Source organism: Paraburkholderia guartelaensis (assembly GCF_004353905.1).
In the GTDB taxonomy this organism is placed as follows: Bacteria; Pseudomonadota; Gammaproteobacteria; order Burkholderiales; family Burkholderiaceae; genus Paraburkholderia; species Paraburkholderia guartelaensis.
This window is the reverse complement of the sequence record NZ_SMOD01000008.1, coordinates 245,487-258,004: the sequence shown is the minus strand read 5'-3', so window position 1 is coordinate 258,004 and position 12,518 is coordinate 245,487. Positions and strand designations below refer to the sequence as shown.

The window sequence follows — 12,518 nt, the reverse complement described above, 5'->3', positions numbered from 1 at the left end:
AGGCGGCCCCCGCCGCCCTTTGCGAAAGCCCTTCCTTCCCGCTTTCCCGACCGGACGCACGCCGCGTCACGCGCGTACGTCAGCCGCATTGATTCGACAATTGAAGCGGTCGCCTGCAGTTCCGTTCAGTCCATGAAAACGCACGTCCGGCTATTGGCGCGCGTTTGTCCGATCCGTTGAATTGAGAGGTGTGCCATGTCGAGCCTGTCGAGCGAATCCATCGCCACATTGAAAAGCGCGCTGCGCGGCGAAGCCCTGCAACCCGGCGACGCGGCCTACGAAGAAGCCCGTCAAATCTGGAACGCGATGATCGAGCGACGCCCTGCGCTCATCGTGCGCTGCCGGGGTTGCGCCGACGTGCGCCAGACCGTGGCGCTCGCGCGTGAAAGCGGGCTGCCGCTCGCCGTGCGCGGCGGCGGCCACAATATCGCAGGCAGCGCGCTATGCGACGGCGGCATCGTGATCGATCTCTCGCTGATGAAGTCGGTCAGAGTCGAGCCCGCCACACGTCGCGCGTATGTGGAGCCCGGCGCCACGCTGCACGACTTCGATCATGAAGCGCAGGCGTTCGGCCTCGCCACGCCGCTTGGCATCAATTCGACTACGGGCGTGGCGGGCCTCACGCTGGGCGGCGGCTTCGGCTGGCTGAGCCGGCGCTTCGGCATGTCGGTCGACAACCTCGTCGCCGCCGACGTCGTGACCGCCGACGGCAATCTACTGCGCGCGAGCGCCGAAGAAAACGCCGACCTCTTCTGGGCGATTCGCGGCGGCGGCGGCAACTTCGGCGTGGTGACGATGTTCGAGTTCGCGCTTCACCCTGTCGGCCCCGAGATTTATGGCGGCCTGGTCGTGCTGCCGTTCGACGCCGCGAAAGAAGCGCTGACGCAGTACCGCGAGGCAGCCAACTCGATGCCCGAAGACCTGACCGTGTGGAGCGTGTCACGTCTCGCACCGCCGCTGCCTTTCCTGCCGCCCGAAGTGCACGGCAAGCCCGTCATCGTGTTCGCGATCTGCTATTCGGGGCCGCCGGAGAACGGGCCGAACGCGGTGGACGCCGTGCGGCGCTTCGGCAAGCCTTGTGGCGAACATCTCGGGCCGATGCCCTACGCGGCATGGCAGCAGGCCTTCGATCCGCTCCTGACGCCTGGGGCGCGCAACTACTGGAAATCGCACAATCTCGACACGCTGCCCGACGGCCTCATCGACACGCTGATCGACGCCATCGCCTCACTGCCCTCGCCCGAGTGCGAAATATTCTTCGGGCAAATCGGCGGCGCGACCCTGCGCGTCGCGCCCGATGCGATGGCCTACGCGAATCGCGACGCGCTCTACGTCATGAACGTGCACGGCCGCTGGACCCATCCCGCCGACGACGAACGCTGCGTCGCCTGGGCGCGCGGCTTCTTCGAAGCGTCCGCGCCTTATGCGCTCGGCAGCGTCTACGTGAACTTCCTGACCGACGACGAACGCGCGCGCGTCGAGGCGGCCTACGGTCCGAACATGAGCCGTCTCGTCGCCGTCAAGACGAAATACGACCCGCACAACCTTTTCCGCCACAACCAGAACATCCGGCCCGAAGGGTCGGCCGAGGGAAGCCAGTAATCCGCGTTCCGATGTCATCGTAAGGAGATTCGTCATGGCGACTTATGTGGTGCTCTCGCAGTTCACCGACCAGGGTATCCGCGCTGTCAAAAACAGCGCGCAACGCGCCGGTCAGGCAGCAGAACTCGCCAAAACTTTCGGCTGTGAAATGAAGCAGACCTACTGGACGCTCGGGAAATACGATGTCGTCACGGTCATCGAAGCGCCCGACGAGCAAAGCTTCATGGCGTTCGGCCTCGCGCTCGGGTCGCTCGGCAATATCCGCACGCAAACGCTGCGGGCCTTGAGCAAGGATGAGTTCACCGCGGTTCTCGGCAAGCTCAATTAAAGAGAGCCGGCGCGCGGCACCTGGGCCAGTGCCGCGCCGCTACCCATCATTCTTCATATGTATTCGCCGGATGCGCGGCGCATTCCCCGCCAGATTGGGGGAGGCAGTTCCCTGCCCGAACACACCATGGCGCGCGAGCAACCTTCCGTGAAGCGGCATTGCGCGAGCGAAGTCTTTCTTTTTGGCAAACGTTTGCCGATCGGGTATCAAGTCCGCGCGCGCGAGGCCGAAAACGCGTACATCGCCACGAATTTTTGGAGACCCGGACGTGACGCGCGTTTTGCTTTTACTTGCCGTAATGGTTATGACAGGCTGCGCGCAACTGCAGCCGCCCACTACGGCACAAACCGGGAAACCCGCTGACTCGAACGTCATCATGAAGTTCGACATTCCCGCCGATGCGCTAGGCGCGCACGACCCGCAACTGAGCGCCGTGCTCGCCAAGGCCGGCGCGCTCGCCGCCGCGCAAAAGCAGCCCACCGTGATCCGCGTGACGGCGCTGGGCGAGGACTTCAAGTACATCAATCAGGCCATCTGGCGGGGCGTGCCCGCGCGAGGGCCGAAGCCCACGCTCGAAAACCTGACGGCTGGCGCGAACCAGACGTACAGCGTCTCGATCGAACCGACGCATGCGGGGAGCTGACACGATGCGTCCGATCGTTCTCGCCGCCGCACTCGGCTTTTGTAGCGCCGCCTGGGCGGGCCAACCCGCCGCCAGCGCGCCCGCCACTGCCACCGTCGTTGCCGCTGCGGCGACGCCCGCCGCCGACAAGGTTTATCCGCCGCTGCCCTCGCTCGCCATGCTGCCGCCCACAACCGGCGACGACGACGAGGTTCCCGCGCCGCATTCGTCGTCGCACAACAAGAAGAAGACGCGTCAGCGCGATTGCCACTGCGCCATGCCCACGCCGCGTCTCGTTGTCTCCGACACTTCGCGCGCCTATCTCAAGGACATCGAGCAGAAACTCGATTCCGCTCTCGCGCAGTGACGTCGCGCATTGACGCCCAACCCGGAGCTTCGACCCATGCAGCAGAAGACCAACGCCCTGCGCCAGTTGCGATCGCGAATCATCGGCGCGTGGGTGACATTCATGAGCCTCGCGGCGCTCGGCGCGACGGCCGCGCACGCCGCGCCGCCCGCCGAAGAATGCTTCGAAAAAGCCGGCGCCTACCAGGGCGTGAATCCGCTCGTGCTGCGCGCCGTGGCGTGGCGTGAATCGAAAGGCGACGCGGCGGCCATCAATCACAATACGAACGGCTCGATCGACGTCGGGCAAGCGCAGATCAATTCGATCCACTTTTCGGAGCTTTCGCGCGAGGGCATTCCGCACGGCGCCCTCACGGACCCGTGCGTGAACATTTTTGTGGCCGCCTGGCTGCTCAAGCAAAAGATGGTGCGATACGGCAACACGTGGCGCGCCATCGGCGCGTACCACTCGGAGTCGCCGCACGAGCGCGATGCCTACGCGCGCAGCATTCAGGCCATTCTCGTGAGCTGGGGCCAGTTGCAGCCGGGGCGATGAACGACGCGCCGGGCGTCGTTTCAGGCTCGCCGCAAACGCTGCGGCCTGATTAACCGCGCAGCCTGTTCAACAGCTTGAGCCCGCGGCGCGCCACCGCCGAATAAAGCTCGGCGCCCTTGAGCGCAGGGTCGATATGGCGCTCGTAGGGCTGCAGCGTGATCGGGAAATACGGGGAAAGCTTTTCCACCACGCGCTGCGGCGAAATGTGCGTGTTGCTCTGGACCACGGCGAACATGCCGTCGCTTTCCGGCGCGAGGTGGCGGGCCTCGCTCCAGCCTTCCATCTTGTCGGCAAACCATACGCTTTCGTCGGCGTGCAGCGCGCGCTGGCCGGGCTTCGGGCCCGTGTGGTACTGATCCAGCAATCCTTCCTTTTCCGCGTTGAGCCAGTAAAGCGTGTATTCGGTCCAGTCGAGGGCGTAGTTGGCGAGCAGCACGCGCCGCCAGTCGGTGCCGTGCAGCGCGGCGAGGCGCTGTTGCAGGCTCAGGCACAGCGTGCGCGACAGGATGGCCGGCGTCCACCAGATGCCATCGCGCGTAAGTTGCGGATCGAGATTCAACAGCTTCGCCGAAGCCTCCCAGTAATACGGCTCCACCGTACGCGGTTGCACATGCGTGAGCGCACGGCCGTCGAGAATCAGCGTATCCGCGCTGAAGCGATGCGTGGCGAAGCAGTCGGGGTCGAGCACGAGGAAATACTCGGTTTCGATCCATTCGGGCGCATTCAGCTTGATGATCTGCTGCCGGTGCCAGTTGCGAATCTGGTGACGCTGCGAGAACTCCGCAAAAATGCCCATGTACAGCGATTCGTCGACCACTTCGATGGGGAAATCGGACCACGCTTTCGCGTAGCCTTTGACCTCTTCGAGTTCGTCGTGCGGCACGACGATCACGAAACGGTGAAACGTTTTGGGCGTCGTGAAGTGACGCAGCGACGAAAAGAGGATGTCGCAACGGCCGATGTTGTCGGCGTAGTGCCGTCCCCGCGTCTTGACCGGCAAGATGGCGCTGATCTGGTGCATGGCAGTCAGGTCCCGAATGTTAGAAGAATCGGTAAATGAAGTTCGGGATATAGCCGCGCCGATGCGTCAGCGCGATGCCGATCAGCCTGCCGCCCGCGTCGAGCAACTGCGTTTTCAGGCCGAGGACCACGGGCTTGCGCGAAACCTCTGCGCGCACCGCCATGACCGTTGCGTCCGCCAGCGCCGCGTTTTCAATGCCGGCGAAGGACTGGCTGGCGGGCGGCGCATGCACGACGATATAGTCGTGCGCCTCGCGCAGCGCGTCGAACAAGGTCGTGGTCTGCTGCCACGAAGTCGGGAACGTGCCGCTCTCCGGCCGCGCGACGACGATGTTGTGCCGCTCGACGCTCTCGAACACGAGGCCGCTCGAAGCCGCGATATCCGTGGGCGCCGCGCTCGCCGCACGGCTTTGCCCGCTATGCCCCGACCACGTCAGCAAGCCCTGCGCGTTCGGCGGGCCATAGAGCGGCGCGTCGGCGCCGGATGCCATGTCGAGAATGAGGACCGGCTTGGTCGTACGGTGCTCCAGTTCGACGGCGAGGCCGCGAATCACCGAAAGCAGCCCGTCGTTCTTGCCGAACGAGAGCGCCATGACCACCTTGGCGGGCGAGTCCGAGCTCGCGTTGATGGCCGCGATCATGCGGCCATACGCCATATGCGCGGGCCGGCTGGCCGCTTTGGCCGCGTCGGCTGCCGCCCCCGCGGCGCGGGGCCGGCGTGCGCCGCCGCCGAGCATCACCGGCGCGTTCAGCACCGGCAGCAGCAGAGAGCGCTCGGCCTGCTCCGGGCTCAGGAAGGTCTCGCGCAGGCTCGCCATGACGAGCACGGCGAGCGCCGAAATCAACAGACCCGCCGCCACGCTCGCCGCAATGATGAGGCTCGCCGAAACGCTGCGCTGCGAAGGCGGGAACGGCGCCTGGATCACGCGCACGTTCGTGCTGTTCACCTGGCTCACCTGCCCTTGCTGGATCTTCGCAAGCTCGACCTGGCGCGAGCGGTCCTTGAAGCTGTCGGCCAGAATGTCGCGCGTTGCCTGCAACTGGCGCATCTGGCTGGAGATGTCGCTCAAGCTGCGCAGCTTCGCGCGCGTGTCCTTGATCTGCTCTTCGAGCGCCTGCTGGCGCGCGGTTTCGCCTGCGATGCTGGCATTCAGCGCGGCCAGCCGCCCTTGCACCACGTCGTAGTAATCGTTGTGGCCGTAGCGCGTGGCCGTGGCCATTTGCTCCTTGCGACGCGCGATGCTCGCGTGCATGTCGGCAATCTGCTGATCGAGCTGCTGCACGAACGGCGAGCTATCCATGTAGCGCGAGGCGAAATCGGCACGGCGCGCTTCGAGCTGCATCAGCGAGAGCTGCATCGTGTCGAGCGCGTGAGCGGCTTCGGAGTCGTCGGTGAAGATCGGAATCGTTGCCTTCACCCCTTTCGAGGACGCCTGCTCCGATTTCAGTTCGCCGTGATGCTGCGCGAGCGACGTGTCGTTCTCGAGCTTTTGCTGCACGAGCTGGCTTTCGAGCAGCACGGCGCGCGAGGTCTGGTCGTCGATATTGACGATGCCGTGCGTTTTCTGGAACGCGAGCAAATCGGCATCGGCTTTTTTCAATTGCCTTGCGACTTCGTCGCGCTGACCGGTCAGGAAATCGACGCGGCCCGACGTGAAAATCGTCGCGCGCCGGCGAAAGTACGTGTCGAGCAGACGCGAAAGCGCGTCGGCCGCTTCCTTGGGATCGGCGTCGTAATACGTGAGGTTGATGGTGCTCGCGAGATCGTTTTGCTCGATATGCAGCCGATGCTCGAATTCCTGCAAATGGCTGTCGATTTCGCGTTCGCTTGCGTTCGGCCCCAGTTTCGAAATCACCACATCGCGATGAAGTTCCGGGCTGCTGAGGATTTGCGCTTCGACGCCGTCGAGCTGGCCAATGGCGGGCTGCACCGCGGCGCCGCCATTCGGGTTGTTCGACTGGTCGTAATATCCTGCAAGGAGTACGAGCAGTGTGGACTGCGCCCGGTAAGGCATGGGCACCAGAAGCGCAACGGCCACGCCGATCGCCACAACGGAAAGAAATACCGCTGTTGCAATCTTGCGATAATAAAAAAAGGTGTTGAGATAATCCCGGACCGTCAGTTCGACAACAGCCGCCTTCCGTTCAGGCCTTGTTCTAGTAGCAATAACCATACAGGTGCGGTTCCGGACCAGCTGTGAAGATTCGACGGCGCATATAATACGTAAGAAAACATCCAGGATGTCGCGTTAAACTGACATCCGCGAAAAAATCGTGCGAGTTCCACCCTTCATTAACGGCAATTCCTGCCGTTACTTGACAAGAGATCAGGAACCGCAAGCCACCGCTTCACCCACGCGCCCGATGAACATACTCCGACCAGCCTGTGTCCTCGGGCTGATGACGCTTACCGCCTGCACCCAGACCTGGGTGGAGCCGCAATTCCAGCAGCGGGCGCAATTCGCCGCGTGGTCGCAAGCCACGCCGGGCGTCTATCGCATCGAACCCGGCGACGACCTTTCGGTCGTCATGCCCTTCAACGCCGAGCTGAACTTTCGCGGCTCCGTCGCGCCGGACGGCGGTCTGACCATGCCGTTCGCGGGCACGATTCCGGCGGCGGGCCTCACGGTCGCCCAGCTCGGGGACGCCATCAACAAGGCGCTCGCCGTCAACGGCATGGCGAAGAACGCTCACGCATCGGTTTCCATCGTGCAGTCGGCCGCCAAGATCTACGTGGCCGGCCAGGTCGCGCGGCCCGGTGAAATCGCGCTGCACTCGGGCATGAGCGTGCTGCAGGCCATCGCCGCTGCGCAGGGCTTGCTCGACACGGCGCGCACCAACGAAGTCGTGCTGATTCGCCGCAGCCCCGATGGCCGCCCGATGCTGCGCACGATCGACATCGACGCACTCACGCATCGCGGCGACCCGGCGCAGGACGTCATCCTGCAGGCCACCGATACGATCTTCGTGCCGAAGTCCTCGATCGCCGAAGTCGACCAGTGGGTCGATCAGTACATCGACAAGGTCATTCCGTTCCAGCGGGGCTTCGACTACACGATCTCGAACAACCCCACGACTTACTAAGCCTGCGCGGCGAGCCCGTGCCGCCCGGTGGTTTTCCACGACCGAGCAGACGAAAAAACCGCGAATCAACCGCGAATCAAGCGCGAATCACACGCGATGGAAACCGCCACCACGACCACCGGGCTTGCCCCCGTCTTTTCGAGCGAGCCCGCCAGGTGGCGGGTCACGTGGTGGCTGCTCGCGCTCTTGCCGCTCTTTGGCCAGACCTTCCACTACCTGAGCACGCTCGTGCCGCTCTGGGCGCTCTCGAAAGCGCTGCCGGTCATTTCGCTGCCCGGCGTGCTGCGTCTGGGCGGCGAACCGCGTTTTCCGATGACGCGGCAAATCCTCATCAGCTTTGCGTGGCTCTTGCTGGTGCCGAGCTTCGCCGCCGTGTTCTATTTCCACGAGGGCTTTTTCACGAGCATCACGGCGCAGGTGAAACTGCTGCCCGTCCTGTACTTCTTTTCGTTTCTCGCCCTGCTTCTCACGCTCAAGCCCACGCTTGGCGAACTGGAGCGCGGCTTCCTGGTGCTCGGCGTCGTCATCCTCGCGGTGCTGATCGTGCTCTGGGCCGTGGTGCCCTCCGACTGGTACCAGGAGTCGTATGTGATCGGCCAGTCGCCATTTTTCAGCGCCGACAACCGCGGCCACCGCATCCGCATGTCGATGTATTTCCCGCTCATCCTGCTGTTCTTCTGCTACCGGCGCGCCTTTTTCGAAAAGCATGCAGGCTATCTGTTCGGCGTGGTCGTCGCGTTCGCGGTCACGCTGCTGATCGTCAAGACGCGCGCCATGGTCATCGGCATCATGGGCGTGCTCCTCATCAACACCTTCGCCTGGTCGCGCATGCGCACGCGCGTTCTGCTGCTGCTCGCCGCGCCCGCCGCGCTCGCCGCCATGTTCTCTGCGGGCTACCTCGCCACGACCTTCAGCACCGACGCGAGCACGGGCTTCGACACGCGCCGCATCACCATCCTGCTCGCCACGAAGTTCCTCGGCAGCGAACCGATGCGCTGGCTCTTCGGCGTGGGCACGATCAGTTCGACCAGCAAGGACAACCTGATCGACTACTTTCACCACTTTTTCTTCCTCGCCGACATCACGTGGCTCGGCATCGTGTTCGAGTACGGCCTGATCGGCGCGCTCATCATCCTGTTCTTCCAGCTGCGCGGCATCGTGTTCTACCGGCGCCTGCGCAAGAAGGTCGATGACGATTTTCTCGGCGCGCTGTTCGACTATCTCGTCTACATCCTGCTGATTTCATTCTTCTACCCGCCTACCCTCACGCCGGGCGAGACCGCGGTCATTCTCGCGATCTTCGCGTACATCTGGCGCGTGGGCGAGCTGGACAGCGAACCCGACGACCATGCCGATTTGCAGGTTCACCATGCCTCGCTCCAAGCGCATCAAGCGCCCTAACCTGCATACGCTGCTGATCGGCGCGCTGCTCATGTCGGGCGCGGCGGCGTGCACCGACGCGACTTCGGGCACGCCCTTGCCGGTGGCCATCTCGGTGGATGCCGCCGCCGGCCGGCACCCCATCAGCCCGCTGATTTACGGCATCAACTTCGGCACGACGGCCGTCTTGCAAGACCTGCGCGCGCCGATCAACCGCTCGGGCGGCAACAGCGCCTCGGCCTACAACTGGCGCATCGACGCACGCAACGCGGGCAAGGACTGGTATTTCGAGAGCCTCGCCGTCAATCCCGCCGATATCAACGACCAGTTCGGCGAGCGCTTCGTCGCGCTCACCCAGGCGGCGGGCGCCACGCCCATCCTGACCATTCCGATGCTCGGCCGCGTGGCCAAGCTCGGGCCGGCGCGCGAAACGCTCGCGAGCTTCTCGATCGCCAAATACGGCCCGCAGCCGAATCACGACGTGAACGGCCACGCCGACGCCGGCAATGGCGTGGCGCCCGGCGACAAACCGATTGCCGGCAACGACGCGAACGACGCCTCGACGCCCGACGACCCGCAAAACGAGCAGGCGCGCGTAGCGGATCTCGTCAAGCAGTTCGGCGGCGCGAGCGGGGGCGGCGTGCGCTATTACGCGCTCGACAATGAGCCAAGCCTTTGGCAACTCATTCACCGCGACGTGCATCCCACGGGCGCGCATGCGAGCGAAATCGCCAGCAAGGTGATCGTCTATTCGCGCGCCGTGAAGGCGGCGGACCCGCACGCGCAGATCGTCGCGCCGGAAGAATGGGGCTGGCAGGGCTATTTCTACAGCGGCTTCGACCAGCAGTACGCAGCGGACCACGGCCTCGACCACACGCCCGACCGCGCAGGCGAAACGCAGGGCATGCCGTACGTGCCCTGGCTGCTCACGCAATGGAAAGCGGCGGGCCATCCGGTCGACGTGTTCAGCCTGCACTTCTACCCGCAGGGCGGCGAATATGCAGAAGCGGGCGTGACGAACTCGCAGGACGTCGCGCTCATGCGCAACCGCTCCACGCGCGACCTGTGGGACCCGAACTACAAGGACCCCACCTGGATCAATAGCGTCGTGGCGCTGATCCCGCTGATGCGCCGCTGGGTCGATACGTATTACTACCCGGGCACGCCCATCGGCATCACGGAATACAACTGGGGCGGCGACACGCTGATGAACGGCGCCACGGCCCAGGCCGACGTGCTCGGCATTTTCGGCCGCGAGGGGCTGGATATCGCCACGCGCTGGGGCACGCTCGATCCTTCGATGCCGGTGTACAAGGCATTCAAGCTCTATCGCAACTACGACGGCAACGGCGCGGCGTTCGGTGCGACCAGCATTGCCGCGAGCGCGCCCGACCCGGACACCGTTTCCGCGTTCGCCGCCTTGCGCGAGCGCGACCACGCGCTGACGCTCGTGGTCATCAACAAGCAGCTGGACCGCCCCGCCGACGCCGCCATCACGCTCGATCATTTCGCGGCAAGCGGCGTGGCCGAAACGTGGCGGCTCGCGAACAACCAGCTTTTCCGCATGCCCGACGTACGCTACCAGGACAGCACGCTGCGCACGAGCCTGCCCGCGCAGAGCGTGACGCTCTACGTGCTGCGCGGAGCACAGGCGCGGCATGAGTGAAACTAGCGAAGCGCCGATGCCCGCGCGCCAAACCGGCGGCTCGATGATCCGGGGCTCGCTCGTGAGCCTCGGCGTTCGTCTGCTCGACCTGCCCAGCCGCTACGGTTTCCATCTGCTGATCGCCGCCATGCTGGGCGTGGTGCAGACAGGCGACTTCTATATCGTGTTCAGCACGATGGTGGCGCTCGCAGGCTTCGGGCGCCTCGGCATCGATCAGGCGCTGACGCGGCAGATCGCGATGGATCTCGCGGCGGGCGACGCGCACGCTGTGCGGCCGGCCATCCGCCGCGCGCTGTGGCTGGTGCTGCTCGCCTCCACAGCCATTTCAATTGCGCTTGGCGCCGGCGCGTTCGCCTTCGCGCACGACGTGCTGAAGAAGCCCGAACTCGCCTGGCCGCTCGCGCTCGGCGCGCTCTCGTTCATCCCGCAAAATCTCGGCGCGGCCATGGCGGGTGCGCTTGCCGGACTCCAGCGCGTGGGCTGCAGCCAGATGATCTATTCCTGGCTCTGGCCGGCGATCTTCTGCGCCGTCGCCATCCCGCTCGGACTGACGCACGGCATGAGCGTCGCCAGCACGCTCATGCTGATCGCCGCCAGCTTCACGCTCACCGCGCTGTCCGGCGCGTTTCTGCTCAGGCGTTTTCTTTCCGGCGTGCCCGCCGGCGCACAGCCGCCAGCCGAACCGCCGCGCTTGCTCAAGGCGGGCTTGCCGCTTTTCACGCTGGAATTCACGAAGCTCCTGATCACCTCGGCGCCCGCCATCGTGCTCGGCATCGTCGCCTCCTCGCGCGAGACCGGGCTCTTCGCGCTGGCGTGGCGTCTCGCGCTCGTCATCAATCTGCTGATCAGCGGCGTGACCGGCATGGCCGCGCCGAAGTTCGCGAGCCTTTTCGCGCGCAACGACCGGCATGGGCTCGACAAAAGCGCGGCCCAGGCGGAGGGCCTCGTGCTATGCCTCGCGATACCCGCCGCCCTGTGCATGCTGCTCTTCCCCGAACACTTGCTGCGCTTGTTCGGGCCGGGCTTTGGCGGCGGCGCGGCCGCGCTGCGCGTGCTCGCGCTCGGCCAGATCGCCGCGGCATGCTTTACCGCCATGCCCGAACTGCTGGGCATGACCGCGCATACTTCCGTGCTGTACCGGATCAACCTCTACTCGGTCGCCATGCTGCTCGTCGGCCTCGCCGTGCTCGCGCCGATTGGCGGAAGCGTCGGAGCGGCGGCGGCGGCATCGCTCGCCGTTGCCGTGAACGGCGCGCTCGCGGCGTGGGCGGCGCACCGGCTGCTGGGCGTGCTGCCGCTTGCGTTGCTCGGGCGATGGATGCTCGGGCGCGTGCCGGGACGCACCGCGGCGCAAGACGGGCAACGGGACGTCTAGATCGCCGGGATTTCAACGGCACCGGCTTCAACTGCTTGCGCCTGCAACGACCCATCGTTGCGGCGTGGATGAACACCGGCGAGCGCGGGAGGCACGGCGATTGCGGAATTCACGGTCAAGCAGGCGGCAATCGTCTGCATCGATACCCAGTCTCAAGGAGGTACGGATCATGAACAAGGCAATCAGCACCCTTATTGCGGCCGCCGCCGTGCTCGCACTGTCGGGCGGTGCGTATGCACAAACGGCGCCGGCGGGCGCGGGCACGGGCGGCAGCAGTTCGTCCAACCTGGGCACGGCGCCCGGCGCGACGACGAACCAGATGAACGACACATCGAGCGGCTACGGGATGCCCGGCGCGACGAACTCCGATAGCGGCATGGGCATGGCCCCGCCGAACTCACCCCAGCAGCAGGGCACGAACCCTGACGTGGCGCCCCATACCAGCGGTCCCAAGAGCAACAATTCGCTCGCGACCCCGAGCGTCGTGTCCCCGGCTAACCAGCAATAGCTGCACCCGAGGACTGAACCAGGACTGACTCA

14 protein-coding genes are annotated in these 12,518 nt (G+C 65.1%); 11 read left to right on the top strand and 3 right to left on the bottom strand.

Features of this window, described 5'->3' with window-relative positions:
- Nucleotides 1-195 precede the first annotated feature (195 nt).
- From E1N52_RS13195 to E1N52_RS13175, 6 genes are all read left to right on the top strand, one after another.
- Nucleotides 196-1,602: an FAD-binding oxidoreductase gene (locus E1N52_RS13195; RefSeq protein ID WP_133183223.1), complete on the top strand. Its 1,407-nt coding sequence runs from the start codon at nucleotides 196-198 to the stop codon at nucleotides 1,600-1,602.
- 34 nt (nucleotides 1,603-1,636) lie between these two features.
- On the top strand, nucleotides 1,637-1,930 hold the full coding sequence (locus tag E1N52_RS13190; RefSeq protein WP_133183222.1) for a GYD domain-containing protein: 294 nt from the start codon (nucleotides 1,637-1,639) through the stop codon (nucleotides 1,928-1,930).
- 126 nt (nucleotides 1,931-2,056) lie between these two features.
- On the top strand, nucleotides 2,057-2,293 hold the full coding sequence (locus E1N52_RS44030) for a hypothetical protein (RefSeq protein WP_165979361.1): 237 nt from the start codon (nucleotides 2,057-2,059) through the stop codon (nucleotides 2,291-2,293).
- On the top strand, nucleotides 2,229-2,573 hold the full coding sequence (locus tag E1N52_RS13185) for a hypothetical protein (protein ID WP_205965609.1): 345 nt from the start codon (nucleotides 2,229-2,231) through the stop codon (nucleotides 2,571-2,573). The genes E1N52_RS44030 and E1N52_RS13185 overlap by 65 nt, the downstream gene beginning before the upstream one ends.
- 4 nt (nucleotides 2,574-2,577) lie before the next feature.
- Nucleotides 2,578-2,919 carry a hypothetical protein gene (locus E1N52_RS13180; protein WP_133183220.1) on the top strand — a complete coding sequence of 114 codons (342 nt, stop codon included), beginning with the start codon at nucleotides 2,578-2,580 and terminating at the stop codon, nucleotides 2,917-2,919.
- A gap of 102 nt (nucleotides 2,920-3,021) precedes the next feature.
- A complete protein-coding gene (locus tag E1N52_RS13175; RefSeq protein WP_246089053.1) occupies nucleotides 3,022-3,453 on the top strand; it encodes a lytic transglycosylase domain-containing protein in 432 nt (143 codons plus the stop codon).
- Nucleotides 3,454-3,502: 49 nt separating this feature from the next.
- Here the strand turns inward: E1N52_RS13175 and E1N52_RS13170 are convergent, their stop codons facing one another.
- Complete coding sequence (locus E1N52_RS13170; protein ID WP_133183218.1) at nucleotides 3,503-4,474, bottom strand: DUF6492 family protein; 972 nt, start codon at nucleotides 4,472-4,474, stop codon at nucleotides 3,503-3,505.
- Between the two features lie 19 nt (nucleotides 4,475-4,493).
- Nucleotides 4,494-6,512: a GumC family protein gene (locus E1N52_RS13165; protein WP_165979372.1), complete on the bottom strand. Its 2,019-nt coding sequence runs from the start codon at nucleotides 6,510-6,512 to the stop codon at nucleotides 4,494-4,496.
- 325 nt (nucleotides 6,513-6,837) lie between these two features.
- Here E1N52_RS13165 and E1N52_RS13160 point away from each other — a divergent pair, with 325 nt between their 5' ends.
- From E1N52_RS13160 to E1N52_RS13145, 4 genes are all read left to right on the top strand, one after another.
- The gene (locus E1N52_RS13160) at nucleotides 6,838-7,557 is read left to right on the top strand and encodes a polysaccharide biosynthesis/export family protein (protein WP_133183216.1); all 720 of its coding nucleotides are present in this window, start codon (nucleotides 6,838-6,840) and stop codon (nucleotides 7,555-7,557) included.
- A gap of 96 nt (nucleotides 7,558-7,653) precedes the next feature.
- On the top strand, nucleotides 7,654-8,958 hold the full coding sequence (locus E1N52_RS13155) for a hypothetical protein (protein ID WP_133183215.1): 1,305 nt from the start codon (nucleotides 7,654-7,656) through the stop codon (nucleotides 8,956-8,958).
- Nucleotides 8,927-10,603 carry a glycoside hydrolase family 44 protein gene (locus E1N52_RS13150; RefSeq protein ID WP_246089046.1) on the top strand — a complete coding sequence of 559 codons (1,677 nt, stop codon included), beginning with the start codon at nucleotides 8,927-8,929 and terminating at the stop codon, nucleotides 10,601-10,603. The genes E1N52_RS13155 and E1N52_RS13150 overlap by 32 nt, the downstream gene beginning before the upstream one ends.
- Entirely contained in the window at nucleotides 10,596-11,978 is a 1,383-nt protein-coding gene (locus tag E1N52_RS13145; RefSeq protein ID WP_246089045.1) for a lipopolysaccharide biosynthesis protein, read from the top strand. Before E1N52_RS13150 ends, E1N52_RS13145 begins: the two co-directional genes overlap by 8 nt.
- On the opposite strand, the gene E1N52_RS44025 is transcribed toward E1N52_RS13145, so the two are convergent.
- Nucleotides 11,975-12,118 (bottom strand): hypothetical protein, encoded by a 144-nt coding sequence (locus tag E1N52_RS44025; RefSeq protein ID WP_165979371.1) that lies wholly within the window; start codon nucleotides 12,116-12,118, stop codon nucleotides 11,975-11,977. The genes E1N52_RS13145 and E1N52_RS44025 overlap by 4 nt on opposite strands.
- A gap of 29 nt (nucleotides 12,119-12,147) precedes the next feature.
- Here E1N52_RS44025 and E1N52_RS13140 point away from each other — a divergent pair, with 29 nt between their 5' ends.
- Nucleotides 12,148-12,486 (top strand): hypothetical protein, encoded by a 339-nt coding sequence (locus tag E1N52_RS13140; RefSeq protein WP_133183214.1) that lies wholly within the window; start codon nucleotides 12,148-12,150, stop codon nucleotides 12,484-12,486.
- The last annotated feature ends 32 nt before the right edge of the window (nucleotides 12,487-12,518 follow it).

Excerpts from the sequence above, each read along its gene's own strand:
- E1N52_RS13195 (WP_133183223.1), top strand. The coding sequence starts at position 196 with ATGTCGAGCCTGTCGAGCGAATCCATCGCCACATTGAAAAGCGCGCTG.
- E1N52_RS13190 (WP_133183222.1), top strand. The coding sequence starts at position 1,637 with ATGGCGACTTATGTGGTGCTCTCGCAGTTCACCGACCAGGGTATCCGC.
- E1N52_RS44030 (WP_165979361.1), top strand. The coding sequence starts at position 2,057 with ATGGCGCGCGAGCAACCTTCCGTGAAGCGGCATTGCGCGAGCGAAGTC.
- E1N52_RS13185 (WP_205965609.1), top strand. The coding sequence starts at position 2,229 with ATGGTTATGACAGGCTGCGCGCAACTGCAGCCGCCCACTACGGCACAA.
- E1N52_RS13180 (WP_133183220.1), top strand. The coding sequence starts at position 2,578 with ATGCGTCCGATCGTTCTCGCCGCCGCACTCGGCTTTTGTAGCGCCGCC.
- E1N52_RS13175 (WP_246089053.1), top strand. The coding sequence starts at position 3,022 with ATGAGCCTCGCGGCGCTCGGCGCGACGGCCGCGCACGCCGCGCCGCCC.
- E1N52_RS13170 (WP_133183218.1), bottom strand. The coding sequence starts at position 4,474 with ATGCACCAGATCAGCGCCATCTTGCCGGTCAAGACGCGGGGACGGCAC.
- E1N52_RS13160 (WP_133183216.1), top strand. The coding sequence starts at position 6,838 with ATGAACATACTCCGACCAGCCTGTGTCCTCGGGCTGATGACGCTTACC.
- E1N52_RS13155 (WP_133183215.1), top strand. The coding sequence starts at position 7,654 with ATGGAAACCGCCACCACGACCACCGGGCTTGCCCCCGTCTTTTCGAGC.
- E1N52_RS13150 (WP_246089046.1), top strand. The coding sequence starts at position 8,927 with ATGCCTCGCTCCAAGCGCATCAAGCGCCCTAACCTGCATACGCTGCTG.
- E1N52_RS13145 (WP_246089045.1), top strand. The coding sequence starts at position 10,596 with ATGAGTGAAACTAGCGAAGCGCCGATGCCCGCGCGCCAAACCGGCGGC.
- E1N52_RS44025 (WP_165979371.1), bottom strand. The coding sequence starts at position 12,118 with ATGCAGACGATTGCCGCCTGCTTGACCGTGAATTCCGCAATCGCCGTG.
- E1N52_RS13140 (WP_133183214.1), top strand. The coding sequence starts at position 12,148 with ATGAACAAGGCAATCAGCACCCTTATTGCGGCCGCCGCCGTGCTCGCA.